General features: G+C 68.3%; 27 protein-coding genes, 3 tRNA genes and 2 pseudogenes. 18 read left to right on the top strand and 14 right to left on the bottom strand.

The window, feature by feature from the left end; genetic code table 11:
• Window positions 1-49: 49 nt before the first annotated feature.
• Window positions 50-1,126, bottom strand: coding sequence for a histidinol-phosphate transaminase (hisC, locus tag AC1D1G_RS01725; protein WP_280781836.1), 1,077 nt, complete (start codon window positions 1,124-1,126; stop codon window positions 50-52).
• A 61-nt stretch (window positions 1,127-1,187) separates the two neighbouring features.
• Here hisC and AC1D1G_RS01720 point away from each other — a divergent pair, with 61 nt between their 5' ends.
• The 3 genes from AC1D1G_RS01720 (at window position 1,188) to AC1D1G_RS01710 (ending at window position 2,222) form a co-directional block, all read left to right on the top strand.
• Complete coding sequence (locus AC1D1G_RS01720) at window positions 1,188-1,913, top strand: dienelactone hydrolase family protein (protein WP_283353571.1); 726 nt, start codon at window positions 1,188-1,190, stop codon at window positions 1,911-1,913.
• A 99-nt stretch (window positions 1,914-2,012) separates the two neighbouring features.
• A tRNA-Ser gene (locus AC1D1G_RS01715) sits at window positions 2,013-2,104 on the top strand.
• A gap of 45 nt (window positions 2,105-2,149) precedes the next feature.
• A tRNA-Arg gene (locus tag AC1D1G_RS01710) sits at window positions 2,150-2,222 on the top strand.
• Window positions 2,223-2,295: 73 nt separating this feature from the next.
• Here the strand turns inward: AC1D1G_RS01710 and AC1D1G_RS01705 are convergent.
• Window positions 2,296-2,766 (bottom strand): ArsI/CadI family heavy metal resistance metalloenzyme, encoded by a 471-nt coding sequence (locus AC1D1G_RS01705; protein ID WP_283353570.1) that lies wholly within the window; start codon window positions 2,764-2,766, stop codon window positions 2,296-2,298.
• 93 nt (window positions 2,767-2,859) lie between these two features.
• On the opposite strand from AC1D1G_RS01705, the gene AC1D1G_RS01700 reads away from it, so the two are divergent.
• Window positions 2,860-3,219 carry an Rv2640c family ArsR-like transcriptional regulator gene (locus tag AC1D1G_RS01700; RefSeq protein ID WP_283332681.1) on the top strand — a complete coding sequence of 120 codons (360 nt, stop codon included), beginning with the start codon at window positions 2,860-2,862 and terminating at the stop codon, window positions 3,217-3,219.
• 16 nt (window positions 3,220-3,235) lie between these two features.
• Here the strand turns inward: AC1D1G_RS01700 and AC1D1G_RS01695 are convergent, their stop codons facing one another.
• Window positions 3,236-3,709, bottom strand: a complete 474-nt coding sequence (locus tag AC1D1G_RS01695) for a hypothetical protein (RefSeq protein ID WP_477950737.1) — start codon at window positions 3,707-3,709, stop codon at window positions 3,236-3,238.
• 86 nt (window positions 3,710-3,795) lie between these two features.
• The gene (locus AC1D1G_RS01690; RefSeq protein ID WP_283332683.1) at window positions 3,796-4,161 is read right to left on the bottom strand and encodes a YybH family protein; all 366 of its coding nucleotides are present in this window, start codon (window positions 4,159-4,161) and stop codon (window positions 3,796-3,798) included.
• Window positions 4,162-4,261: 100 nt separating this feature from the next.
• Between AC1D1G_RS01690 and AC1D1G_RS01685 the strand changes: the two genes are divergently transcribed.
• Complete coding sequence (locus tag AC1D1G_RS01685; RefSeq protein ID WP_283332684.1) at window positions 4,262-5,161, top strand: LysR family transcriptional regulator; 900 nt, start codon at window positions 4,262-4,264, stop codon at window positions 5,159-5,161.
• 4 nt (window positions 5,162-5,165) lie between these two features.
• On the opposite strand, the gene AC1D1G_RS01680 is transcribed toward AC1D1G_RS01685, so the two are convergent.
• The 3 genes from AC1D1G_RS01680 to AC1D1G_RS01670 are packed head-to-tail and all read right to left on the bottom strand — an operon-like array spanning window position 5,166 to window position 8,115.
• Complete coding sequence (locus AC1D1G_RS01680) at window positions 5,166-5,933, bottom strand: SDR family oxidoreductase (protein ID WP_283332686.1); 768 nt, start codon at window positions 5,931-5,933, stop codon at window positions 5,166-5,168.
• Window positions 5,930-6,670, bottom strand: a complete 741-nt coding sequence (locus AC1D1G_RS01675; protein WP_283353569.1) for a fumarylacetoacetate hydrolase family protein — start codon at window positions 6,668-6,670, stop codon at window positions 5,930-5,932. The genes AC1D1G_RS01680 and AC1D1G_RS01675 overlap by 4 nt, the downstream gene beginning before the upstream one ends.
• Window positions 6,667-8,115 (bottom strand): MFS transporter, encoded by a 1,449-nt coding sequence (locus AC1D1G_RS01670; protein WP_477950736.1) that lies wholly within the window; start codon window positions 8,113-8,115, stop codon window positions 6,667-6,669. Before AC1D1G_RS01670 ends, AC1D1G_RS01675 begins: the two co-directional genes overlap by 4 nt.
• 209 nt (window positions 8,116-8,324) lie before the next feature.
• Between AC1D1G_RS01670 and AC1D1G_RS01665 the strand changes: the two genes are divergently transcribed.
• The 5 genes from AC1D1G_RS01665 to AC1D1G_RS01645 all read left to right on the top strand — a co-directional run bounded on the left by AC1D1G_RS01665 (window position 8,325) and on the right by AC1D1G_RS01645 (window position 14,620).
• Entirely contained in the window at window positions 8,325-9,398 is a 1,074-nt protein-coding gene (locus AC1D1G_RS01665; protein WP_283353568.1) for a D-2-hydroxyacid dehydrogenase, read from the top strand.
• Window positions 9,399-9,520: 122 nt separating this feature from the next.
• A complete protein-coding gene (locus AC1D1G_RS01660) occupies window positions 9,521-10,759 on the top strand; it encodes a cation:proton antiporter (RefSeq protein ID WP_477950735.1) in 1,239 nt (412 codons plus the stop codon).
• Entirely contained in the window at window positions 10,756-12,324 is a 1,569-nt protein-coding gene (locus tag AC1D1G_RS01655) for an MFS transporter (protein WP_477950734.1), read from the top strand. The genes AC1D1G_RS01660 and AC1D1G_RS01655 overlap by 4 nt, the downstream gene beginning before the upstream one ends.
• A 102-nt stretch (window positions 12,325-12,426) precedes the next feature.
• On the top strand, window positions 12,427-13,740 hold the full coding sequence (locus AC1D1G_RS01650) for a serine hydrolase domain-containing protein (protein ID WP_283353566.1): 1,314 nt from the start codon (window positions 12,427-12,429) through the stop codon (window positions 13,738-13,740).
• A 76-nt stretch (window positions 13,741-13,816) separates the two neighbouring features.
• Complete coding sequence (locus tag AC1D1G_RS01645; protein ID WP_283353565.1) at window positions 13,817-14,620, top strand: NmrA family NAD(P)-binding protein; 804 nt, start codon at window positions 13,817-13,819, stop codon at window positions 14,618-14,620.
• A gap of 4 nt (window positions 14,621-14,624) precedes the next feature.
• Here the strand turns inward: AC1D1G_RS01645 and AC1D1G_RS01640 are convergent.
• From AC1D1G_RS01640 to AC1D1G_RS01620, 5 genes and pseudogenes are all read right to left on the bottom strand, one after another.
• Window positions 14,625-15,056 (bottom strand): annotated as a pseudogene (locus AC1D1G_RS01640) (nitroreductase family deazaflavin-dependent oxidoreductase).
• Between the two features lie 53 nt (window positions 15,057-15,109).
• Window positions 15,110-15,646, bottom strand: a pseudogene (locus AC1D1G_RS01635) (class I SAM-dependent methyltransferase); the annotation flags it as partial.
• A gap of 89 nt (window positions 15,647-15,735) precedes the next feature.
• On the bottom strand, window positions 15,736-16,002 hold the full coding sequence (locus tag AC1D1G_RS01630) for a hypothetical protein (protein ID WP_280781821.1): 267 nt from the start codon (window positions 16,000-16,002) through the stop codon (window positions 15,736-15,738).
• Between the two features lie 127 nt (window positions 16,003-16,129).
• Entirely contained in the window at window positions 16,130-16,534 is a 405-nt protein-coding gene (locus AC1D1G_RS01625; RefSeq protein ID WP_477950733.1) for a very short patch repair endonuclease, read from the bottom strand.
• A gap of 14 nt (window positions 16,535-16,548) precedes the next feature.
• On the bottom strand, window positions 16,549-17,694 hold the full coding sequence (locus AC1D1G_RS01620; RefSeq protein ID WP_005561219.1) for a DNA cytosine methyltransferase: 1,146 nt from the start codon (window positions 17,692-17,694) through the stop codon (window positions 16,549-16,551).
• Between the two features lie 180 nt (window positions 17,695-17,874).
• On the opposite strand from AC1D1G_RS01620, the gene AC1D1G_RS01615 reads away from it, so the two are divergent.
• Both AC1D1G_RS01615 and AC1D1G_RS01610 read left to right on the top strand, forming a co-directional pair.
• On the top strand, window positions 17,875-18,987 hold the full coding sequence (locus AC1D1G_RS01615; protein WP_477950732.1) for a hypothetical protein: 1,113 nt from the start codon (window positions 17,875-17,877) through the stop codon (window positions 18,985-18,987).
• Entirely contained in the window at window positions 18,984-19,571 is a 588-nt protein-coding gene (locus AC1D1G_RS01610; RefSeq protein ID WP_005248751.1) for a putative glycolipid-binding domain-containing protein, read from the top strand. Before AC1D1G_RS01615 ends, AC1D1G_RS01610 begins: the two co-directional genes overlap by 4 nt.
• A 51-nt stretch (window positions 19,572-19,622) precedes the next feature.
• Here AC1D1G_RS01610 and AC1D1G_RS01605 read toward each other — a convergent pair whose 3' ends face one another.
• Window positions 19,623-20,591, bottom strand: coding sequence for a prephenate dehydrogenase (locus AC1D1G_RS01605; protein WP_280781820.1), 969 nt, complete (start codon window positions 20,589-20,591; stop codon window positions 19,623-19,625).
• A 49-nt stretch (window positions 20,592-20,640) separates the two neighbouring features.
• Here AC1D1G_RS01605 and AC1D1G_RS01600 point away from each other — a divergent pair, with 49 nt between their 5' ends.
• The 6 genes from AC1D1G_RS01600 (at window position 20,641) to AC1D1G_RS01575 (ending at window position 23,768) form a co-directional block, all read left to right on the top strand.
• A complete protein-coding gene (locus AC1D1G_RS01600; RefSeq protein WP_477950731.1) occupies window positions 20,641-21,180 on the top strand; it encodes a tRNA adenosine deaminase-associated protein in 540 nt (179 codons plus the stop codon).
• Between the two features lie 11 nt (window positions 21,181-21,191).
• Window positions 21,192-21,650 carry a nucleoside deaminase gene (locus tag AC1D1G_RS01595; protein ID WP_280781819.1) on the top strand — a complete coding sequence of 153 codons (459 nt, stop codon included), beginning with the start codon at window positions 21,192-21,194 and terminating at the stop codon, window positions 21,648-21,650.
• A gap of 138 nt (window positions 21,651-21,788) precedes the next feature.
• Window positions 21,789-21,980: a CsbD family protein gene (locus tag AC1D1G_RS01590; protein ID WP_280781818.1), complete on the top strand. Its 192-nt coding sequence runs from the start codon at window positions 21,789-21,791 to the stop codon at window positions 21,978-21,980.
• Between the two features lie 55 nt (window positions 21,981-22,035).
• Window positions 22,036-22,126, top strand: a tRNA-Ser gene (locus AC1D1G_RS01585).
• A gap of 94 nt (window positions 22,127-22,220) precedes the next feature.
• Window positions 22,221-23,015: an SDR family NAD(P)-dependent oxidoreductase gene (locus AC1D1G_RS01580; protein WP_477950729.1), complete on the top strand. Its 795-nt coding sequence runs from the start codon at window positions 22,221-22,223 to the stop codon at window positions 23,013-23,015.
• Between the two features lie 69 nt (window positions 23,016-23,084).
• A complete protein-coding gene (locus AC1D1G_RS01575) occupies window positions 23,085-23,768 on the top strand; it encodes a YceI family protein (protein ID WP_477950727.1) in 684 nt (227 codons plus the stop codon).
• Here the strand turns inward: AC1D1G_RS01575 and AC1D1G_RS01570 are convergent.
• The gene (locus tag AC1D1G_RS01570) at window positions 23,700-24,668 is read right to left on the bottom strand and encodes a sterol desaturase family protein (protein WP_477950726.1); all 969 of its coding nucleotides are present in this window, start codon (window positions 24,666-24,668) and stop codon (window positions 23,700-23,702) included. The two genes, AC1D1G_RS01575 and AC1D1G_RS01570, sit on opposite strands and share 69 nt — an antisense overlap.
• Between the last annotated feature and the right edge of the window lie 134 nt (window positions 24,669-24,802).

Genomic DNA, 24,802 nt, shown 5'->3' with positions numbered 1-24,802 from the left:
CAAGGAGTCACGAGCGTTATACCCGTGGGTAACGTTTACGTCTCGAGCGTTACGCCCGGACCGCGACGTTCGCGATCGAGCGGGCCTCGGTGCTCGTCGCGAAGGCGAGGAACGCGTCGTTCTCCGCGGGATCGCCGATCGTGATCCGCACCCCGTCGTCGCCGTACGGGCGCAGCAGCACACCGGCCTCGGCGCTGGCGGCGGCGAACGCCCCGGAGTGGGTGCCCAACGGGAGGTAGACGAAGTTGGCGGCCGATTCGGGCACCTCGTACCCGGCGGCGAGCAGGGCGTCGCGCACCCGGTTCCGCTCGGCGACGACCCCGTCCGTGCGTGCCAGCAGTTCTCCGGACGCGGCCAGCGACGCGATGGCGGCGGCCTGCGCGACGGCATTGACCGCGAACGCGATGTGCACCTTGGTCAGCGCGGTGACGACCGCGGGATCGGCGACCGCGTACCCCACGCGGATGCCGGCGAGACCGTAGGCCTTGGAGAACGTGCGCAGCACCACCACGTTGGGGCGCCCGCGGAACAGTTCGATGCCGTCGGCGTCGGACCGGTTGTACTCGAAGTAGGCCTCGTCGAGGGCCACCAGGACGTCGGCGGGGACGGCGTCGAGGAACCGCTCGAGTTCGGCATTCGTCAGCGCGGTGCCGGTGGGGTTGTTCGGGTTGCAGACGAAGATCAGCCGGGTGCGGTCGGTGATCGCGGCCAGCATCGCGTCGAGGTCGTGACCGTGGTCGGCGGTGAGCGGAACCTTGACGGGCGTCGCCCCGGCCACCTGCGTGACCACGGGGTAGGCCTCGAACGACCGCCACGCGAAGATGACCTCGTCACCGTCGTTGCAGGTGGCCTGCACCAACTCCTGGCACAGGCTCACCGAACCGCAACCCGCGGCGATGTTCTCGGTGGCCACCCCGAGGTGGTCGGCGAGCGCCGCGATCAGGGCGACGTGACCGTTGTCCGGGTACCGGTTGGCATTGGCGGCGGCGTCCGCGATGGCGTCCCGCACGCTCGGCAACGGCCCCAGTGTGGTCTCGTTGCTCGCCAGCTTGATGGCGCCCGGAAAGTTCTTGCCGGGGATGTAGGCCGGAATCGTCTCGAGGTCTGCCCTGGTTCGCGGAGTCACCAGGCGATTATGCGCCTCCCGATCCACTGCGCCGACGCCCCCTTCGTGCCAAGGTAGGGGCATGTCGGGATTCTTCAGGGACAGTGCAGCCCTGCGGACGTCCGGAGACGCGCCGGAAAGCCCTCAGGTGCGTGTTCCGCTCACCGCGGTCGAACCGGACGGTCCGGCGCGGGGCGGGATCGTGGTCCTGCACGAGTCGCGTACCTTCAGCGAACCTCTCCTCGATCTGATGCGCTCGCTCGCGATGGAGGGGTGGGTGGCGGTGGCGCCGCACCTCTTCCACCGGGAACCGGCGCCGAGCGATGTCGAGGTGTTCGGCGACGCCCTGTTCGCCGACTTCGACGCCACCTTCGACTGGCTGATCGCGCGGGGCATCTACGCCGACTGCGTGGGCGTGCTGGGTTTCGACGACGCCGGGACCGCCGCCCTGCTCGTCGCGACGACGCGTCCGGTCGGCGCAGCCGTGAGTGTCGCCGCCCGCGGGATCGTCGAGCCGCTGTCGGAGGACGCGCCTGCGCTGGTGCACGCCGCCCCCGACCTGAAGGCCCCCTGGCTCGGTCTGTACGGGGAAGACGATCCGTCCACGCCGCCCGATCAGGTCGAGCGGCTGCGCGACGCCACCGCCAAGTCGGACGTCGCGGGGCTCGTCGTGAGTTATGCCGGCCTCGCGCACCGGGCCGACGAACCGCCCCAGGTGCCCGACGGCAGGGACGACGACCCGGGTGCCCAGGCCATCGTCGACGCACAGCGGCGGATCTTCGACTGGTTCGACAGCCACCTGCGATAAAGCGGCCATCCATGCGCTCTGACCAGCCGTTTTGCCTTTGTGGTGGAAAGGTGTGTAATCTTTCGCACCGGCGGTCCGAAGGGATCGGAACCACCCCAGGGAGGCGTGCCAGAGCGGCCGAATGGGACTCACTGCTAATGAGTTGTCCCTTTTACGAGGGACCGGAGGTTCAAATCCTCTCGCCTCCGCCACACCGGGCCTAGTCGGCCGGTGCAAGCTAGACAACTGAAGAACATGCGCCCGTAGCTCAACGGATAGAGCACTTGACTACGGATCAAGAGGTTAGGGGTTCGAATCCCTTCGGGCGCACAAAGAAACCCCGTCAGCTGCAGTGATGCAGGTGGCGGGGTTTCTCTTTGTCGCCGATCCGGGCCGTCGCCGCCTAGCAGCAGGACGTGCCCGCGGAGGCTTTCGCCCCGTCCGCGGTGCCGCAGCAGGTGGCCCCCTCGGCGTCGGGGTCGAGGTGCCGGGGGCTCGACCCGAACGTGTCGGAGTCGGCGAGCACGGTGTAGACCTCCCACTTCTCGCCGGCGGGGCCGGTGACCCACACCTTGTCCTGGGTCGCGAAGCAACAGGTGGTGCCGATCTCCTCGTCGGTGAACAGGCCTTCCCCGGACAGCCGTGTGATCTCCTCGTGCACCCGGGCGCTCGATTCGACCTCGACGCCGAGGTGGTTGATGGTGCCGCCCTCGCCGGGGTTCTCGATCAGCACCAGCTTGAGGGGTGGCTGCGCGATGGCGAAGTTCGCGTAGCCCGGCTTCAGTTTCGCCGGTTGTGTATCGAACAGTTTCGAGTAGAACGTGACTGCTTCCTCCAGATTGTCGACATTGAGGGCGAGTTGGGCGCGGGACATGACAACCTCCACCTGTGTGACATATGTCGAATTGCTTGCACCCATAGAGTCCCACCTTTTTGACATATGTCAAGAAGGTGGGACGATGGAGCCATGCCCAAGACGTTGCCGGTCGTAGATGTCTCCGCGCCGATCTGCTGCGCGCCCGTCTCGGCCGCCCCGATGACCGACGAGGCCGCCCTGCACCTCGCGCTGCGCCTGAAGGCGCTGGCCGACCCGGTCCGCATCAAGCTGATGTCGATTTTGCTGACCGCGAGCGACGGCGAGGTGTGCACGTGCGATCTCGCGACCGGCGTGGGCCTGTCCGAGTCGACCGTCAGTCACCATCTCGGCCAGCTGAAGAAGGCGGGAATGGTCCAGCCCGTCCGCCGCGGAATGAACGTCTTCTACAGTGCGCGGGCGGACGCCCTCGACGCACTGCGGGTGGTCCTCGACCCCAACTGCTGCACCTGACGCCGGCCGGGATCGGTCACGACGTTCGCGTGCTCGATTCGAGACCGATCGTGGTGGTGGTCGAACCGAGACCGATCCGTGGCCAGCCTGCGGTGACCGCGATGAATCCCGACGCGGGTATCGCGTCCAGCCAGTAGTGCGGTTYGGTGCGGTACTCGGGCGGCCCGCTCCGGCACGGTTTCGACGCCGCCGCCGGATGGTAGGGATCGGCCTCGCCTTCGATGTCGTCGACGCGCGCCCGCACCGACAGATAGGACCAGCGCGTCGAGGGATCGTCGGGGTCGGACAGCGGGCGGGTCTCGTATTGCGCCAGCTCCGCGGGCCTGCCCGTCGCGGTCAGGGCCATCCGGAGGTGGAGGCCGTCCGGGAACGCCACCACCTCGAACAGCTCGAGCGTGAGGTGGTCTTCGGCCGTGAGCAGCAGGGGGCCGTGCACCTGGTGTCCTCCGGTGGTGGGTGGTGCTACTGCCGGCCAACGCGGTCTGCGCATGACCCCTATAGTCCCACCGATCCGAATGCAGATGCAATGGTGGACAACGAAGTTCATGCCGTGTAGGGGTCGGCGCAGCCGCGACCTCAGCGGGTGGGCGGGACGAACTCCGGCTGGTCGAGCAGTCGGAGCCAGCTTCCGTCCGGTTGCCTGCGGACGACCTGCGCCCGCGCGCCGGATCCGTCCTTGGGTGGGGTGGACGTGAGTGCGATGTCGTCACTGATCAGCGTGGGGAGTGGCGTCTCCGGTTCGAAGTGCGGCGCGTTCGCGAGCACCGACTCCCACAGTTTCTGGATGGCTGCCCGGCCGACCGTCCGGCTCCCGGGCGGATACGCCATGACGGCGTTCTCCTCGTAGAGGGCGGCCACTCCGGCCGCGTCGCCGGCGTTGCTGCGCTCGACGAACAGTCGGGTGAGATCTTCGGGGTTCAGGGCCTTCTCGTGGTCGGACACGGGGATCCTTTCGTGGGTGAACTGCTGTCACATCCCAGAGTGGTGTCGCCGCAACCGGAAGTCCAACCGATAGTTCTGCTGAATACTAGAATTACTGCTTATGGAACTGAGGCAGCTGGAGTACTTCGTCGCGGTCGCCGAGGAAGCGAACTTCACCCGTGCCGCGGAACGCGTCCACATCAGCCAGTCGGGGATCAGCGCGCAGATCCGGCAGCTCGAGCACGACCTCGGCGCCACGCTGATCGACCGGTCGAGCCGGACGGCGACGCTCACGTCCGCGGGAGAAGCGGCGCTCGTGCATGCCCGCGCGGCCCTCGCCTCGGCCGACGCGATGCGGCAGGCCGTGGACGACGTGAACCAGCTGATCCGGGGCCGGCTCGTCGTCGGGATGGTCACCGCCTGCACGGTGAAGCCGCTGTTCGACGCGCTGTCCGCGTTCCACGTCGCGCACCCCGGGATCGAGATCACGCTGACCGAGGACAGTTCCGACCGCCTCGTCGAACGGGTCCGCGCCGGTGCGATCGATCTCGCTCTCGTGGGCACCGCGACCGCCCCGCCGGACGGGTTGGACGCCTTCCCGATCATCAGCGAGGGGCTGGTCGCGGCCGTGCCGCCCGGGCACCCGCTGGCCGGGCGTTCGCGCGTCACCCTGGCCGAACTCGGCGACCACGCGATCGTATGTATGCCGACCGGAACGGGGATCCGAACGGTCTTCGACCAGGCGTGTGCGGCCGCCCGCCTCCGCCCCGACATCGCCTTGCAGGCGAGTGCGCCCGACGCCGTCGCCGACCTCGCGATCCGCGGGCTGGGGGTTGCGATCCTCAGTGAGTCGATGGCGACGGACTACCGGGGGCGGTTGACGGCGGTCGCACTGGACGACGTCGACATCCCGGCCGTGCTCGCGCTGGTGTGGAAGAGTCTCGCTGGTCCGGCGCTCCGTGAACTCGTCCTGCACACCCGCCGCTCCTTCGGGGAAGTGCCGACCGCGGTCGGCCGGTAAATCCTCACACCACCGACGTCATCCCGCCGTCGATGAAGATCACCTGACCGTTGACGTACCGGGAACCGTCCGACGCCAGCCACACCGCCGGACCGACGAGATCGTCCGGGGTGCCCCACCGGCCTGCCGGCGCGCGGCCGCGGAGCCACGCGTCGAACTCGGGGTCGTCGACGAGGGCCTGCGTCATCTCGGTGTGAATGTAGCCGGGCGCGAGGCCGTTGATCTGCAACCCGGACGCCGCCCATTCGGCCGTCATCGCGCGGGTCAGATTCCGCAGTCCGCCCTTCGCGGCGGTGTACGGCGCGATGGTGGGCCGGGCCAGGTCGCTCTGCACCGAGCAGACGTTGATGATCTTGCCGCTCCCTCGGGCGATCTGGCACCGTGCGACGGCCCGCCCGACAAGGAAGGCGCTGGTGAGGTCGGTGGTGAGCACCCTGTTCCAGTCCTCGAGGGTGATGTCGAGCAGCGGCTGACGGTGTTGCAGCGCAGCGTTGTTCACCAGAATCTCGATCGGCCCGACCTCCGATTCGATCCGTTCGACAGCGTCGGTCACCCGCTCGGGATCCGTGACGTCGAACGCGTACGCGTGGACGCGTGTCTCGCCGAACTGCTCGCGGAGGCGCTCACGTGCCTGTGCGAGACGCTCACCCGACACCCCGTTGAGGACGATCGTGGCGCCCGCCTCGGCCAGGCCGCGTGCGAGTGCGTAGCCGATTCCCCGGCTCGAACCGGTGACCAGGGCGATGCGCCCGGACAGATCGAAGAGGTTCACAGCGCACGCACCGAGTTGGCCAGCGTGCCGATACCGCCGAGCGTGATCTCGGCACGGTCACCCGGTTTGACCGGGCCGAGCGTGAACGGGCAACCCGTGAGCACGACGTCTCCCGGCCCGAGGGTCAGATACCGGGTGAGATGGACCAGTTGCTCGGACACGTTCCATGCGAGCTGCCGCGTGGACGCCTCCGCCACGGTCACGCCGTTGACGCGCACGGTGATCGGAACGTCCCCGGAGTCGAGATCCGTCTCGATCCACGGTCCCAGCGGGGTGAAACCGTCGCCGTGCTTCGCCTGGGTGAGCTTGTCGTCCAGCGCTATCTGCTCGACGGCGGTGACGTCGTTGCCGATCGTGTACCCGAGGATCGCGGACGGGACGTCCTCCGGGCGAAGCCTGCGGCACGTGCGGCGGATGACGACGGCCAGTTCGCCCTCCACGTTGACCTGCCCCAGCCCTTCGTCGACGACGATCGGATCGTCGGGGCCGATCACCGTGCGCGTCGACTTCATGAACGCCTGCAACGGCAGGTCGCGATCTCCGGGTGCGCCGTTGTGGGCCATCCCGAGCAGGACCCGCGGTTCGGCGGGCGCGAGCAGCCGTGCGCCGGCGAGGTCGTGTGCGGGTCCGGTGAATGCCGGAGTGTCCGCGTACGGATCCGCCACCTCGTGCCAGCGACCGTCGCGCAGGCACACCGGCCGCGGTCCCGTGTCGGTGGCGATGCGGGCCAGCCTCATGCGTCGACCCGCGCCTTCGACTCGGCGGTCGCGACATCCGGTCCGTGGACCGGGTCGGCCATCGCATCCCAGGCCAGCCCGAGGTCGCGACCACGGGTTTCGGGTGTCACGAACGTGGTGGCGAACGTGATGACGCTGAGGACCAGAACGTAGATCGCGAGCGGCACCCACGAGTTGTTCAGCAGCGACAGCAGCAGTGCGCCGACGAAGGGGGCGATGCCGCCGGCGAGGATGGCGCTCGTCTCCCGGGCGACGGCGACGCCGATGTAGCGGTGGCGATTTCCGAACAGTTCGGGCAGGGCCGCGCACTGCGCGCCGAGCATCACGTTGACACCGATCCCGTAGCTGACCGCGAGCGTCGCCACCACGAGGTACGGATTGCCGAGCGAGAGCAGCCACCACGACGGGACCGCGAGGACGAGCTGCAGCGCCGCACCGAACCGGTACACCCGCATCCGGCCGAAGCGGTCCGACAGCGCACCCGAGAACGGTATGACGAGCATGCCGATGGCGGCGCCGCAGGCGATGGCGAGCGGTCCGATCGACTTGCTGACACCCACCACGGTCGTGACGTAGCTGATGCCGAGGGTCTGGAAGATGTACGAGCCGCCGTTCTCGGCCATCCGCAGGCCGATGCCGCGGAGCACGCTGGGCATCGAGCTGCCGATCAGTTCCCGGAACGGGCTCTCGCTGATCTGATCCTGCTTCTCCAGCTTGATGAACGTGGGGCTCTCCTGCATGCGGAGCCGGATGAACACGGCGACCGCGATGAGGAAGACCGACGCCAGGAACGGCACCCGCCACACCCAGGCGAGGAGGAGTTCGCGATCGATCTGGCCGAGGATCGCGAAGACCCCGGACGCCATCAGGGTGCCCACCATGATCCCGACGAACGGGAGTGCGGAGAAGAATCCGCGGCGCTCGGTGGGCGAGTACTCCGCCATCAGCGTGGTGGCACCGGCCTGTTCGGCGCCCGCGCCGAAGCCCTGCAGCAGTCGCAGCGCGACCAGCAGGATCGGGGCCCAGATGCCCACCTGCGCGCCGGTCGGCAGGACCCCGATCAGCGTGCTCGCACCGCCCATGATCGCGATCGTGATCATCAGGACGGCCTTGCGTCCGAGGCGGTCCCCGAGGGCGCCGAAGAACAGGCCGCCGACGGGCCGGGCGAGGAAGCCGACGGCGTACGTGCCGAAACTGGCCATCAACGCGGCCGACGCACCCATGGCGGGGAAGAACAGCTGGCCGAAGATCAGTGCCGACGCCAGGCCGTACAGGGCGAAGTCGTAGTACTCGAGCGCGCTGCCGATGGAACTGGCGAGCGTCGCGCGTTTGAGGTTTGCGGCGTACTCCGGGTCGTCGGAGGCGCGCACCGGTGGGGTGGAGTGGCTGCTGCCTTCCGGCATCTTCGAGTCTGCGCCTACTTGAATCTTCGATTCTGGGGACATCTTCTGCTCCGTTGTGGGACGGGACCACGTCGAGCGCGGTCACAAACAGGTCGGTGTAGTGACCCAGGTCACTGGCGTGTCGAGGACGATACCGCGCGGACGGCTATTTGTCATACATAACTGAAAGTGTTGACTGAATCACATGATTAGTGCAAAGTTTTTTGATCTGAACATATGGTCAGCAACGGCCCGTACCGGAGGAATCTGCAGTGAGCGCACACGACCCGAAGCCACTCGACGGGCGACTCCGCGTCGTCGCCGCGACCCCCGTGAGCGAAGAGCTCATCAGTCTCGTCACCCGGGCGGAACCGCGCATCGACTTCATCCGCGAGCAGGATCTGCTGCCGCCCTCCCGATTCCCGGGTGATCACTCCGGCGATCCGTCGTTCTCCCGGACCGCGGAGCAGCAGAAGGCCTTCGACGACCTGGTCGATTCGGCGCACGCCCTGTACGGCGTGCCCGACGAGAATCCCGCGGCACTGACGAGGACGGCAGGCGCCAACCCCGACCTCCGCTGGGTGCACACGATGCCCGCCGGCGGCGGGGCCCAGGTGAAGGCGGCCGGGCTCACCGACGAGCAACTCGACCGCATCGCATTCAGCACCTCCGCCGGTGTGCACGCGGAACCGTTGGCCGAGTTCGCCGTCTTCGGCCTGCTGGCCGGCGCCAAGACCCTCCCGCGTCTCCTCGCCCAGCAGCGCGACAAGGTGTGGAGCGGCCGCTGGGCGATGGGAACCGTGTCCGGGCAGCGCATCGTCGTCGTCGGACTGGGCAGCATCGGCCGTGCGACGGCACTGAAGCTGAAGGCCCTCGGCGCCACCGTCGTGGGAACGAGCAGGCGCGACACCGCGGTCGAGGGCGTCGACGAGATCGTCCACCCCGACCGGCTGGCCGATGTGGTCGGGGACGCCGACGGCATCGTCGTGACGCTTCCCGGAACCAGCGCCACCGAAGGCCTCGTCAGCGCAAAGGTATTCGGCGCGGTCAAGCCCGGAGTCACGGTGGTGAGCGTGGGCCGGGGCACCGTCGTCGACGAGGTCGCCATGACCGCCGCGATCGGGGACGGGCGGGTCGGGTTCGCCGCGCTGGACGTGTTCGCGTCCGAGCCCCTGGCATCGGACAGTCCGCTGTGGGCTCATCCGAACGTGCTGGTCAGCCCGCACACCGCGGCGTTGAACCCCGCGGAGGACCGCCTCATCGCGGAACTGTTCGCGCGCAACGCCACCCGGTTCCTCGACGGCGAGGAGCTGATCAACCGCGTCGACACCGTCGAGTTCTACTGACGATTCCGGTGCATGTCGGCGGCGCGGCGGCGTTCATCCCTCACGGATGATGTCTCGTCGTCCGGGCTCTGTGAGGCTCGAACGCAGTGCTGTGTCCGGCGGTTCGAGAGACGGGGTGATGCATGCCTTCCGTGGGAGCGTCGCTGTTCTGGATCGTGGCATGCGCCGTGATCGCCCCGCTGCTCGCCGGGTTGTTTCCCCGGAAGCTGGTGCCCGAGGTGGTACTTCTGCTCGTCGCCGGGATCGTCATCGGCCCCCACGTGTTCGACATTGCGGTCGAGGGCAGTGAGATCGAGCTGCTGCGCGACCTGGGGCTGGGTCTGCTCTTCCTGCTGGCCGGGTACGAGATCGACACGGCCGAGATCACCGGTCGCGGCGGCAGGAGGGCCCTGCTGACGTGGCTGGTCTCGCTGGCCCTGGCGTTCGCGGTGGTGTCGCTGCTGAGCCTCGTCCACGTGGTCGACGCCGGAACCGCGGTGGCCATTGCCCTGACGTCGACGGCGCTCGGCACGCTGCTCCCGATCCTTCGTGACGCGGGCGCCCTCGACACCCGGCTGGGCCGGACGATCCTCAATCACGGCGCGTTCGGCGAACTCGGACCCGTCGTCGCCATGGCGGTTCTGCTCGGCTCCCGAGGGTCCGTGGCGTCCATCGTGGTCCTCGGACTGTTCACGGCCGCGGCGGTGCTGGTCGCGTTCATCCCCGCCCGAGTGCGGCGGGAGGGTTCCCGGATCACCGCGATCATCCGGTCGGGATCGGAGACGACGTCGCAGACCACGGTGCGACTGACCATGCTGCTCCTCGTCGCACTCACCGTGCTCGCGGCGTCGTTCGGGCTCGACACGATCCTCGGTGCCTTCGCGGCGGGGTTCATCCTGCGGCGGGCCACGCCCGAAGGCGACGAAACGCTCGAAACGAAGCTCGACGGCCTGGCGTTCGGGTTCCTGATCCCGATCTTCTTCGTGACGTCCGGCATGGCCATCGACGTCGCCGCGGTGGCGTCCGAACCCGGCGTCCTCATCGCGTTCGTCCTGCTGATCCTGCTGGTGCGGGCAGGCCCGGTCTATTTCGCCGGGAGATTCGACCGGGGTGCCGACGGCACGGATCCACCCTTCACCGCCCGCGAACGCACCCAGCTGGCGCTGTACGCGGGAACCGGCCTGCCGCTGATCGTGGCCGTCACCGGAGTGGCCGTCGACTCCGGTGACATGACGTCCGCCAACGCCTCCGTGCTCGTCGCGGCCGGCGCGATCACCGTCCTCCTCTTCCCGCTCGCCGCGTCGCTGCTCGCGTCGAGCCCCGAACCGGCAGCCGATTCGGCGGGTCCACGAGGAGACCAGAACCCCGGGAGCAGACAGTGACTCGAACCGAGACGACGCAGGCGCCGGCCCGCGCGACGCTGATCCTCGCGACCCTGATCCTCGTCGCCGCCGTCGCCAACCTGAATTTGTCGGTCGCGAACGTCGCGCTCCCAGACATCGGCCGCGCTTTCGACGCGAGTCAGACGCAGCTGAACCTCGTCGCCGTGGCGTACTCCCTCGGGCTCGCCGCGTCGGTTCTCTATCTGGGGGCGCTCGGCGACCGCTACGGGCGTAAACAGATGCTGGTGCTCGGCATGTCGCTGTCGCTGCCGGCGTCGGCGATCGCGGGCTTCGCCGGGAACTTCGAAATACTGTTCCTCGCACGTGTTCTCGGCGGTGTCTCCGCCGGGCTCGCGTTCCCCACCACGCTCGCGATCATCACCGCGCTGTGGTCGGGACCGCCCCGGACCAAGGCGATCGCACTGTGGTCGGCGCTCGGTGGTGCGATCTCCTCGCTCGGGCCGATCGTGTCGGGCGCGCTGCTCGAGCACTTCCATTGGGGCTCGGTGTTCCTCGTGACCCTTCCGCTCGCCGCTCTCGCCCTCGTCGCCGCCATCCTGTGGGTGCCCGCCCACGTCAACGAGACGACCGATCCCGTCGACAATCTCGGCGGCATCATCTCCGTCGTCTTCATCGCCGCCCTCATCCTCGCGATCAATTTCGCGCCGGTGGACGGTGCCGGGGCGCTCGCCGTCGGTCTCGGGTTGATCGCACTCGCCGCGGGAGCCGCGTTCTTCCTGCAGCAACGACGGGCGGCGCACCCACTGTTCGATCTGCACGTCGCCGCCCGACCGACGTTCTGGGTGGCCGCCGTCGGCGGGGTGATCGTGTTCGGCGCGTTGATGGGTGCGATGTTCATCGGGCAGCAGTTCCTCCAGAACGTGCTCGGGTACTCCACGCTCGCCGCCGGATCGGCGATCATTCCGGCGGCCGTCGCGATGGTCGTCGTCGCACCCCGCTCCGCGAAACTCGTCGAATCGCACGGCGCCCGGTTCACACTGCTGCTCGGCTACCTGTTCGTCGTCCTCGGACTGGTTGTCGCGCTGGTGTGGTGGGACGAGGACGCAACCTTCTGGTGGGTGGCTCTCGCGTACGCGTTCGTGGGCATCGGGGTCGGGTTCGCCGGCACCCCGGCGTCGCGGTCGCTCACCGGTTCGGTGCCGGTGTCGCGGGCGGGCATGGCGTCCGGCACCTCCGACCTGCAACGCGACCTCGGCGGCGCGATCATGCAGTCGATCCTCGGAGCGGTGCTCACCGCCGGCTACGCGAAGTCGCTGTCGGCCACGATCGCCTCGTCGCCGGACTCGAGCCAGATCACCCCGGAAACCCAAGCGGCGCTCACGAAGTCGTATTCCAGCGCCGAAGTGCTCGCGGAACGTTATCCGCAGTACGCCGAGCAGATCATCGCGGCCGCCCGCAACGCCTTCCTCGACGGCGACGATCGGGCGTACCTCGCCGCGATCCTGGTGGTGTGCGCGGGGGCCGTGGTGGTGTTCTTCTTCTACCCGCACCGGGAGAAGGAGAAGCGGCTGCTGGCCGAATACGCGACCGACAGAGCACAGTAGGGCGAATGTATCGCCGGTCGCCTCAGAAGCGCCGAAAGGTACATTCACCCGGCGGTCGCGGAGTAAGTTCCCGGGAGGGGCACCTCGACGACGGGACGCACGATGACAGCTCAGGTCGTGACCAGGACGAATCGGCGACGCGGCCTCGCGGCGGCCGCAGCGGCCCTGCTGCTGATAGTGCCCGCGGCGTGCTCCGACGACTCCTCCTCCACGGGCACCTCCGCTACCTCCACGACGACGCAGACGGGATCACCGAACGCCGGGGCCGACGCGCAGATCGACCCCGGTGTCGCGGACCGACTCGACGAGGCGATCGAGAAGACGATGTCGATGGCGTCGATTCCCGGCGCGATTGTGGGCGTGTGGGGGCCCGATGGCGACTACGTGAAGGCGTTCGGCGTCGCCGACAAGACGACGGGCGCGCCGATGGAGACCGATTTCTTCCACCGAATCGGCAGTGTGACAAAGACGTTCACGGTCACGGGTCTGTTGCAGCTGGTCGACGAAGACAAGGTTGCGCTCGACGACCCCATCTCGAAGTACGTGGAGGGCGTGCCGCTGGGTGATCAGATCACGCTGCGCCAGCTTGCCCGGATGCAGAGCGGGCTGGCGAACTACTCGGCGAACGAGGACTTCCAGAAGGCGTTGCTCAGCGACCCGCAGGCCGCGTTCACCCCGCAGCAACTGCTGGGGTACGCGTTTGCGCAACCCGCGACGTTCCCACCCGGGCAGGGATTCGAATACTCCAACACGAACACGACCCTGCTGGGACTTGTCATCGAGAAGGTCAGCGGGCTGCCGCTCCCGGAGTACGTGACGCAGAAGATCGTTCAGCCGCTGAAGATGGCGGACACGAGCTTCCCGACCACCAACGCGTTCCCCGAACCGCACGCGCAGGGTTACACCGAGCAGACCTTGGACGACAAGGAAGCCGTGGCCACCGACTGGAATCCGTCCTGGGGATGGGCGGCGGGCGCGATGATCTCGACCCTCGACGACCTGCACATCTGGGCGCCCGCGCTGGCCACCGGCACACTGCTGCAGCCGGCCACACAGGCGCAACGGCTCGAGACGGTCAACGCGCCGGGTCTGGCGTCGGACGTCGGCTACGGGCTGGGCATCTTCGACGTCGCCGGCTGGATCGGGCACAACGGCAGCCTCCCCGGGTATCAGACGGTCTGCGTCTACCTTCCGGAGCAGGAGACCACCCTCGCGATCATGATCAACACCGACGTCCCCTACCAGGGCAGCGAACCGAGCACCGCGCTGGCGGGGGCCGTCACGGAGATCATCTCGCCGGAACACATCTACAAGCTCAGCGCCGGAGTGCAGAATCCGGACGCGTCGACCCCGGCCACGCCGACGCCCTCGGAGGCCCCGGCGACATCCTCGACCTCCGCCCCGCCGACCAGCTGACCCCATGTGAGTGGCAAAGCGTGCGCGAGCACACTTTGCCACTCACATGCCCTCCCGCGGCGGTAGCGTGCTGGGCATGACGATTCTCGTGACGGGGGCAACCGGGAACATCGGCAGAATGCTCGTCGACCACCTGCTCGCGCGGGGTGCGACGGACGTCCGGGCCCTCACGAATCATCCTGACAAGGCGCAACTTCCGGGCTCGGTCACCGTCGTCGAGGGATACCTCCGCAGGCTCGACAGCCTGCCCGCGGCGTTCGAGGGTGTCGATTCCCTCTACCTCGCACCGACTCCCGACACCGCCCCGGACGCGCTCGCCCTGGCGAAGCAGGCCGGGGTCCGGCACGTCGTCGACCTGTCCGGTCCTCACGACGGCCATTGGGGTGACGTCGCACGGGCCGTCGAGGCGTCCGGCATCGAGTGGACGCACCTGTGGCCCGGCGAGTTCATGGAAAACGCGGGAATCCTGGCACCGCAGATCGCCGCAGGAGACACCGTGCGTGAGCCGTACCCGACGGCGGCGAACGCGCCGATCGCCATGAACGACATCGCCGAGGTCGCGGCCGTCGCTCTCCTCGAGTCCGGGCACGTCGGCGCGTCGTACGAACTCACCGGCCCCGAGACGATCACCCGCGCCGAGATCGTCCGACAACTCGGCGCCGCCCTCGGCCGGAACATCGAGTACCGGCAGGTGTCGCTGGACGAGGCCGTCGACGTCCTGACGCCGGCGATGGGGGAGTACGCACGCTGGTACCTGGAAGGGATGGCGAGCCTGGTCGACGCTCCCCAGCAGGCGAACTGGCTCGTCGAACAACTCACCGGACGCCCCGCGACCACCTTCGCGCAGTGGGCGTCGGCGCACGTCGACGAGTTCCGCTGAGGCCTCAGCGGGTCGGGGTGAGCGCGATGACGGGGATCGGCCGATCCGTCTTCTTCTGATAGTCGCTGTACCGGCCGTGGTTGATCGCGTTCATCGTCGCCCACATCCGGTCGTAATCCGGGTCGCCCGGCAGAACCTTCCGCGCCGCCACGGTGATGTGGTCGCGGCCTACCTAGATCTCGCAGGTCGGCGCGGCCAGCACGTTGTGCATCCACGCGGGCGACGTGGGCGCACCGCCCTTCGACGCGACGACCAGAAAGCGCGCGCCGTCGCGGCCGTACGTCAACGCGGACGTGCGCGGTTGCCCGGACTTCCGGCCGACACTGTGCAGCAGCAGGGTCGGCATCCCGAACAGCAACCGATACCCCACCCATCCGCCGCTGCGTTCGTAGACGAACTGATGCAGCTGAAGGGCTTTCACGAACAAGTCGGCCACGGCGTCCTCGTCTCGGCACTCGGAACAGATCGTGCCCACACAGTAGACCGTCGTCAGGCCCGGCGAACTGCGTGCAGAACGGTGTCGTGAACGGTGACGGGTTGTCCCTCGGGGTCGTGCGCCTCACGCGAGGGTGCCGCCGACACCAGGATGTCCCACTCCGCGGGGTCCAGCACGGCAGCGACCTGTTCCGGTGCGAACAGCATGTCGGGAACATCGGGCCGCCCGACGGACGTCTCCAGATCGGAAGGGTGATGTCCGACGACGAGAAGTCGCCCGCCTCGTCGGACCGCTCCGGCGAGGCGACGGTGCAGGGTCTCGCGGGCAGGCCCAGGCAGGTGCATGAAATGTGCCGACACCAGGTCGAATCGGTGGGTCGGCGGCGCCCACTCCAGGATGTCGGCCTGCTCCCACGTCGTCCGGTCCGCGATGTCGGCGCCGGCTGCGGCGGCCCGGTCGGCGGCACGTTCCAACGCCACCGTGGACACGTCCACTCCGGTGACGTTCCATCCGCGGGCCGCCAGCCAGATCGCGTCCGCGCCCTCGCCGCTGCCCACGTCCAGGGCGCTGCCCGGGGCTACATCCGCGACCTGCTCGACGAGGTGCGGGTTGGGTCATGCTCCCACTGTGGCCGCCGGGCCCGCCGAACAGGGAATCCCGTTGCCGGAGCGGCAACCGATTACGGGCTGGAGAACGTGTAGATGCGGCAACCGCTCATGTTCGCCGCCGACACGACCCCGTCGGCACGCGCGTAGTCGCCCTTGGAGGCAAGGTTGTTCGCGAGGGCGGCCTGATCGTCGCAGAAACTCTGGTCCGTCGGGTTGGCTGGGGGATTGCTGATGTAGGTGTCGCCTGGTGCAGCCACCGCAAAGGGTGCCGGACCGACGAGTGGGACGGCCGCTGCTGCAAAGGCAATGGAGGCCGCCGCGACGATTCGGCGGATCATCATGCTCCTCCGAAGGGGTCCGAATGGTTGCTGTTGAGACCATCCTGCACCGATCCGTCGTCGGCGACCAGACCCCTAGGGGTGGAAAATTCAACACCTCGACCTGCCACCGCCTGCGAAGTGGGGGTCACGCGTCGTCCAGGGCTTCCTGGACCCTGTTCGCCGCGACCACCGGATTCTCGTGCTCCCAGACCCGCACCACCGTCCACCCGGCGTCGGTCAGCCTCGTGTCGGTGTCACGATCGCGGGTGACGTTCCCGGCGAGTTTCTCGGCCCACCACTGCGCGTTGTTCTTCGGGAACGTGGCGTGCTGCGGGCAGCTGTGCCAGAAGCACCCGTCCACGTACACGGCCACCTTCCGCCGCGGAAACACCAGGTCGGCGCGCCGCCGGACGCCCTTCACCGGCGCCCGGTCCACGTAATACCGGACCCCGCGCCGATGCAGTTCCCTGCGGAGTGCGAGTTCGGGTGCGGTATCGCGACGCCGCTGCGCCCGCATCCGGGCGCTGGTCGCGGGATCGGTGGCGGGCATCGTGGGTCCGTCCGCTACGCGGCGGCCTCGGGGAAGCCGCCCATACGGTCGAGGTGGCTCTCGACGTCGTCGATGAACCCGGGAACGAAACGCAGATTGCCCATCCGCGCCCGCTTCAGGAAGCCGGCGGTCGCGCGGGCCGACAGCAGCCGGGTGTCCTCCAGGAATCCGCTGAGATCCTCGTACGGCTCCTGCACCGGCCACGTCGAGGTGTGCACCCGGAACGCCTGACGATTGCTACCCCACGCTGCCACCGGCCACGCGTCGCCGGGCTTCATCGGCGTCTCGATACCCCGCTCGTAGTCCGCCGGCTCGAGCAGACGCCGACCGACCCACGACGCCATCCGCACACTCACCGCGTTGCCGACGAGCTTCCACCGATGACTGTTGCGAAGCCCGGGGACCAATGCGGCGGGCGCCGTCCAGTCCGGGTCGAAGCCCTGCAGGCGTTCGGCGTCCACGAGCCCGGGCGTCACGATCTCGCCCGACGGCAGTCGCACGGCGGGTGGGCTCGCAATACCGACGGACGAACCGCCCTTCAGCGTGGGGACCGCGTTGACCGCCCAGCCGAGACCGCGGGTGCCCTCGGTCCAATAGAAACCGCACGGGAAGTCGGCATGGTCGTCGACGGGGCGTTCCCCGGCGTCCTCACCGAACAGCACCGCGCGGGGGTCCTCGGTGCGCGAGGCGAGCATCAGGACCCGCTGACGGCGCTGGGGGAGTCCGAACGCGCGCGCATCGACCACCCGGTACGCCCACGTGTAGCCGAGGTCCTCGAGGGCGTCCGTGATATGCCTCATAGCCGCCCCGCGCCCCAGCTGCAGCATGAACGGCACGTTCTCGATCAGGAGCCAGCGCGGACCCTTCTTCCGCTTCACCAACCGGAACACCTCGTCGACGAGGCCGGAACGCGAACCCGTGATGCCGGCGGTCCGGCCGGCCTGCGAGAGGTCCTGGCACGGGAAACCGGCGGCGACGAGTTCGATGTCCTGGGGGAGGGAACGTAGCTTGGTGACGTCGGAATGCACAGGGACGTCCGTGAATCGGGTACGCAGAACCGCCTGGGCGCCCGGGTCGATCTCACAGAGCAGTTCGGTGTTCCAGCCGTGCTCTCTCAGACCCAACTCGAGCCCGCCGATACCGGCGAACAGGCCCACCATGCTCCCGGTTGACGTCACGGCACCCTTCCTCACGAACCAGTCACCCGAGAACGTTACTCGAGAACTGTGCCTGCTTTGACCAACGACCCGTGAGTACTTGTTAACCGCGGGGGGTTAATAAGTACTCACGGGTGGCGAAGCCACATAGACTTCCAGTAGGTGGGAGCACAGGGAGGCGCCATGATCTCGGGTTTCCGGATCTCGGGTTTCCGGAACCGGTCGCACCTCCTGCGCGACGCCCAGGGAAGCGGCCTCGTCGAAGCGTTCGTCATCATCGGGATCGTCACGATCCTGCTCACCCGCGCCTACCTGCACCTCACCGGTTACCCGCAGGTCGGGGGTTCGTCGCTGCACATCGCGCACGTCCTGTGGGGCGGGCTCGGCATGGTCGTGGCTCTGGTGACCGTGTTCTCGTTCCTCGGGATGAAACCGCGCGTCCTGGGCGTGGTGATCGGCGGCATCGGGTTCGGGTTGTTCCTCGACGAGATCGGCAAGTTCGTCACCAAGACCAACGACTACTTCTACCGGCCGTCCGTCGCGATCATGTACGTGGTGGTCGTCGTGTTGCTGCTGGTCAACCGGTCGCTGCACGACGTCCGGCCGCCGACCCCGACGGAGGACGTCGCCAACGCTGCCGCCATCGCGCTCGGCGGCCTGGACCGTGGTCTGGACCGCGTGCGCCGGGAGCAGGCGCTGGCGCAACTGCGCCGGGCGGCCGCCGCCGGCGCGGACGAGGCGACGCTGGCATCGGTTCGGGATCTGCTCGCCCACTGCCCGGACCGGAACGGCCGGACCGTGCCCACGGCCCGGGAGCTGGCCCGGCGCGCTACCCCCGCCTTCGCCAAGGGGCCCGGCATGCTGTGGACCGCGGCCGTACTCCTCACCCTGTTCTCCACCTTGGGACTGCTCAGCGCCGTGGTCACGCTCGACGAGGACCTCCGCGGCGACGAAGGAACGGACATCACGACGGTCGGCCAGCTCACCGGGTCCGCGATCGCGTTCGTCCTGTGCTGGTCGGCGATCGTGCGACTGCGGAACGGGAAGCTGTGGCCGTTGCAGTTCCTGCGGGCCGCGGCCCTGGTCACGGTGTTGCTCACCGAGGTGTTCAACTTCGTCGCCCAGGAGTTCGGGGCATTGCTGAACGTGGCGGTCGGACTCGGCGCCCTCGTCGTCTTCTCGTCGCGCATCGCGGTCACGGAACGAGCCCGGGCATTGGCTCTCGACAACTCTGCTGCAACGAAACTCGGCCCGTTGCCACCCCGGGAGCCGTCGTCGCTTACCGTAGACAGGTGAGCATCCAAGCCTCCGGTGCCTCGACCTGGCCCGCAGTACTGACGTGGCGGGCGGACAACGCACCCCGAATGGAATCGGTGCGCGTCCAGCTCAACGGCGACCGCATCAAGGCAGCAGGCCGGATCATCGGCGGCGAGTGCCCCGAGCATCCGGCGTTCAGCGCGTCCTACGACCTCGTCACCGACGAAAGCGGCGTCACCCGCCGGCTGTCGCTGCGGACGTCCGTCGCGGCCGGTGAACGGCAGATGTCGATCAGCCGCGACGAAGAGGGCACGTGGATGGTGGAGCACGGCGCCAACCACCAGCGGTCCACGTTCGACGGCGCCCTCGACGTCGACATGGTGCTCAGCCCGTTCTTCAACGCCCTGCCCATCCGGCGGTACGGACTGCACCTCGGGTCCGAGGACGTCGAGGTCCCCGTCGTCTACGTGAACCTCCTGGACCTGCGGGTCGAGGGCGCGATCCTCACCTACAGCAGCGGTCCGGACGGCATCCACGTGCTGTCGCCGGTGTCGAGTTCCTCGGTGACCGTCGACCGTGACGGGTTCATCATCGACTACCCGGGCCTGGCCGAACGGATCTAGGCGGCGCAGCCGCCCGTGCGCCTTTTTGGTAGCTCCGGCAACCAGAAAGGCTCACAGGCGGCGGAGCCGCCCTCCCCGCCGACCCGCATCACGCATGTCGTCGATCCAGCCTTCGCGGCCGGGAACGATGCCGGTGATCTCCCACGTCTCCTGGTTGTCGTACGTCAGGCGAGCGGTGTGGCCGGCCTCGACGAGCGTCGCCGTCGACGACTGTTCCGCCAGTTCGGTCCGCGCGTCCTGCAGCAGTACCAGCGCCTCGTCCAGGGCGATCAGCAGGGCGTCCCGGTTGCCTTCGCACATGGCCCGGACGAGTCCGGGAGCGCTGCCGGCCACGCGGGTGCCGTCGCGGAACGAGCCGGCCGCCAGGCCGAGGGCTAGCGGTCCGCCGCGGGCACCGGTGATCGCGAGGGTTTCGGCCAGTAGGTGCGGCAGGTGCGAGATGCGTGCGACCGCCCGGTCGTGTTCGGCGGACTCGGCGGGTACGACGACGGAACCGCAGTCCAACGCGAGTTGCGCGACCTGTGTCCAGATGGCGGGGTCGACGCCGTCGTCGGTGCCGACCACCCACACGGCCTCCCGGAACAGGTCGGCGCTGCCGACGCTCCACCCGGACGCCGACGTTCCCGCCATCGGGTGACCGCCCACGTAGCGGTCGGCGAGTCCCTGACGGGCTGCCGCCGCTGCGACCTCCGCCTTGACGCTGACGACGTCGGTGATCGAGCAGTTCGGGGCGTACAGGGCGATCGCGGTGAGGGTGGCGGCGACGGCGGGCACGGGGACCGCGATCACGATCAGCGCCGACTCGGCCGACGCGCGCTGGAGCACCGCGACCAGATCGGTGTCGGCGTCGAAACCGTCCGCCCGGGCGGCGTCGACGGACGGCGCGGATCGGTTGTGACCCCACGCTTCGCGGCCGGCCCGGACCGCCGCACGCAGCAGTGAACCGCCGATCAAGCCCAGGCCGAGCACGCACACCGGAGGTGCGGAAGGGGTATCAGACACCCGAACAGGTTGGCACATTCGAGTGCGGACTTCATTTACCGGCACCCCGCGGGCTACCGTTGCGCTCATGGGTGCACAGCGCGCGGAAAACAACAGCGCCTCCTCGGATCGGGCAGAGGATCTGGAGGGCTTCGGTGTCGCGGTAGTACACGAGGAAGGCCGGTGGAAGGTCAAGGCCCTCACTTCGGCTGCTCTGACCAGTCTCAGCGTCGCGGAGGAGGAGCTTCGGGCCCTCCGTAGCGCGGGCGCGTTCTTCGGTCTGCTGGACGTGGACGACGAATTCTTCGTCGTGCTCCGGCCTGCGCCGTCGGGAACGCGTCTGCTGCTGTCCGACGCCACCGCGGCCATCGACTACGACATCGCCGCCGACGTCCTCGAGGCGCTCAACGTCGAGGTCCCGGACATCGACCCGGACGAACTCGACGACATCGAGCCGTGGGAGGAAGGCGACCTGTCGCTGCTCGCCGACCTCGGTCTGCCCGAACCCGTTCTGGCTGTCATCACGTCCGAGACGGACCTGTATCCCGACGAGCAGCTCGGGATGATCGCGCAGCGGCTCGGGTTCACCACGGAGCTGGCCGGGGTTCTCGACAAGCTTCCCCGGTAGTTCCACGCGCCGTGACTCTTCAGGACGACGAGCGGATGATCCGCGCGGCGATCGAGGCGGCCCGGGCCGCCACCGACGCCGACGTGCCCGTGGGTGCGGTGGTGTTCGACGCCGACGGTGTGGAGGTGTCGCGGGCCGTGAACTCGCGGGAGGCGATGTCGGATCCGACGGCGCACGCGGAGATCATCGCGTTGCGGGCCGCAGCGCGGGTGTACGGCGACGGGTGGCGCCTCGAGGGGGCGACGCTCGCGGTGACGCTGGAGCCGTGCACCATGTGCGCGGGTGCGCTCGTCCTGGCCCGGATCTCCCGGGTCGTGTTCGGGGCATGGGAGCCGAAAACCGGTGCCGTCGGCTCACTGTGGGATGTGGTCCGCGACCGCCGTCTCACCCACCGACCGCAGGTCAGGGGCGGTATTCTCGAGGACGAATGCGCCGGCATCCTCGAGGACTTCTTTCGTGAACGGCGCTGACCGGTTTCAAACTCTTTCGTGGGGTACTCGACACTATGTGGCCGGGTCCGCATGACCCGTGCTTCTCTGGAGACAGGCGCCGACGAGGCGCCGCCGGACCCGTCCCCGGGTTCGAAATCGGATTCACGGAGGTATCTCGTGGGAATCGCAGACAAAGCTTCGAACAAGGCGGAAGACCTCAAGGGCCAGGCGAAGGAAGCCACCGGCAAAGCCACTGGCGATCCGGACCTGCGCGACGAGGGCAAGGCCGACCAGGCGTCCTCGGCGGTGAAGGATGCCGGCGAGAAGGTCAAGGACGCCGCCAAGAACCTCAAGGACAAGCTGAGTTAAACGGCTTCACCTGGCGATTTCGGGCTCGGGCGTCACATCCGGTAAAGTCACCGGCGGTGGCGTGTCCGAGCGGCCTAAGGAGCACGCCTCGAAAGCGTGTGACGGGTAACCCCCGTCCGAGGGTTCAAATCCCTCCGCCACCGCCAAGGCTCCCCACCTGCACACGCAGGTGGGGAGCTTTTTTGTGTATCCGGGCCGGGGATATTCGTTAGCGTGTCCTGGAGGGAAGGGGCAGGCGACATGCGCATCGACTCGACGGGCAGAACGGCGCTGGTCACCGGATCGACGCAGGGCATCGGCGCCGCGATCGCAGCGGGCCTCGCCCGCTCCGGCGCGCGGGTGGCGATCAACGGCCGCACCGAGAAATCCGTGGGCAAGGCGATCGAACGACTGCGGGCCGAGGTCCCGGACGGCGAATTCGTTCCGGCGGCCGCCGACGTCACGACGGACGAGGGCGCGCGGCGGGTCCTGGAGATCGTTCCGGGCGTCGACATCCTCGTCAACAATCTCGGGATCTTCGGCTCCCAGCCGGCCCTGGAGATCGACGACGCCGAGTGGCGGCGTTACTTCGAGGTGAACGTGCTGTCGGCGATCCGGCTGACCCGCCTGGTCCTGCCCGGCATGGTCGAACGGTCCTGGGGCCGGGTCCTCGACATCGCCAGTGACTCCGCGATCGTCATTCCCGCCGAGATGATCCACTACGGGATGTCGAAGACGGCGCTGCTGGCGGTCTCGCGGGGCTTCGCGAAAGAGGCGGCGGGGACGGGGGTCACGGTCAATTCGGTGCTGGCCGGCCCCACCCACACCGGCGGCGTGGAGGATTTCGTCTACAGCCTGGTCGACACGGACCTGCCGTGGGACGAGGCGCAGCGCGAGTTCATGAGGAAGTACCGGCCGCAGTCGTTGCTGCAGCGCCTCATCGAGCCGGAGGAGATCGCGAACATGGTCGTGTACCTCAGTTCGGCGCAGGCGTCGGCGACAACCGGCGCCGCGGTGCGGGTCGACGGCGGCTACATCGATTCCATCGTCCCGTGACCGACGTTCACAGCCCTCTCCCAGGTCGTACCGAGTGACATCCATTGAAGCTGCAACTAGCCTGATCTCATGAAAAAGCTGTGGTGGTTGGTCGGCGCAGTCGTCATCGTCGTGATCGCGGTGCTGGTGGGCCCGTGGTTCTACGGTCAATTCATCGCAGAGGACGACGCACCGGCGGCCTCGGTGTCGACCGAGGGCGCGGAGGCGGCCACCGGAGTGGTCGACGGGCAGTGGACCGTCACGCCGGGGCAGGGTTCCAATCAGACGGCCGCGGGGTACACCGTCCACGAGATCCTCAACGGCGCCAGCGTCACCGTGGTCGGGTCGACGGGCGACGTGACCGGCAACGCGACCGTCGAGGGTGAGAAACTCACCGCGGGCGAGGTGACCGTGCAGGTGGCGACCATCGCGACCGATCAGTCCCGCCGCGACAACCAGTTCCGCGGCAACGTCATGGACACGGGCACGTTCCCGACCGCCACGTTCACCGTCGATTCCCCGGTCGATCTGTCGGGGCTGCCTGCGGACGGTTCCGTGGGAACGGTCACGGCCCAGGGAACGCTGACCCTCAAGGGGCAGTCGCGTCCGGTGACCGTCGACATCGACGTGCTGCGTTCCGGCGACGACCTCATCGCCTCGGGCAGCATCCCGGTCACCTGGACGGACTTCGGTGTGACGCCGCCGTCACTGGGCTTCGTGACCGTGGACGGCAACGGCACGGTCGACTTCCTGGTCAGCTTCGCGCGTTCCTGACGGCGCCCACCCGGGCGGCCCGAACACGTAGCCCAGCTTGTCGCGCCACGACGACGCCCGGCGCCAGTCCCGGACGATGGCACCGTATTCGCGGGTCTGCAGCTTCCAGATGTTGTAGGTGCCCACCGGTGTCGTGAGTCCGTAGGTGGGGCGGTGGGTTTCGGGTTGGAACGTGCCGAACATCCGGTCCCACACGATGAGGATGCCTGCGTAGTTGCGGTCGAGGTATTCGGGGTCGCAGCCGTGGTGAACGCGGTGGTGCGAGGGAGTGTTGAACACGAACTCGACGGGCCGGGGCAGCTTGTCGATGCGCTCGGTGTGGACGAAGAACTGGTAGACGAGGTTCACGGAAAATCCGATGAACACCATCCACGGCGGAATGCCGATCAGCGGCAACGGAATCCACATCAGGATTTCGGCGCTGTTGTTCCACTTCTGGCGGAGCGCGGTGGAGAAGTTGAAGTACTCACTCGAATGGTGCGCCTGGTGGGTGGCCCAGATCAGGCGGATGCGGTGCGCCATCCGGTGATACGCGTAGAACAGCGCGTCGACGCCGAGGATGAGGATCGCCCAGGTGTACCAGGCGTCCGCGGGTAGGTGCCACGGCGCGAGGTACACCCAGATGGCGGAGTACCCGATCAGGGCCAGTAGCTTCCAGAACGTGGTCGTCAGGATGGACACGGCGCCCATCGACATGCTCGCCCGCGCGTCGCGGCGCTCGTAACCGCCGCGCACCGGGCGGGACCGTCCGTCGGGGTCGAACGTCGCATCCTCGAGGTGCCGGGCTGCGAACCATTCGATGGCGAGGAACAGCACGAACGCCGGGATGGCCAGCGTCACCGGCTCGTGCAGGGGCGTCAGCAGCGCCGAGTTCCACGCCGACGTCACGGTCTCCCACATGCTGCTTCCTCCACACAAGACGATCGTCCAGTTCAATGTACCTCGGAGTGACACGCATCACTATCCGCCCTGATCCGGAGAGGGAAACAAAGTGCTCATTGGATGCGCACTTTGCCGCGGAGAATGAATTCCGT

It is taken from the genome of Rhodococcus sp. P3_B8, from assembly GCF_056402775.1.
This window is presented reverse-complemented; position numbering and strand designations above follow the sequence as displayed.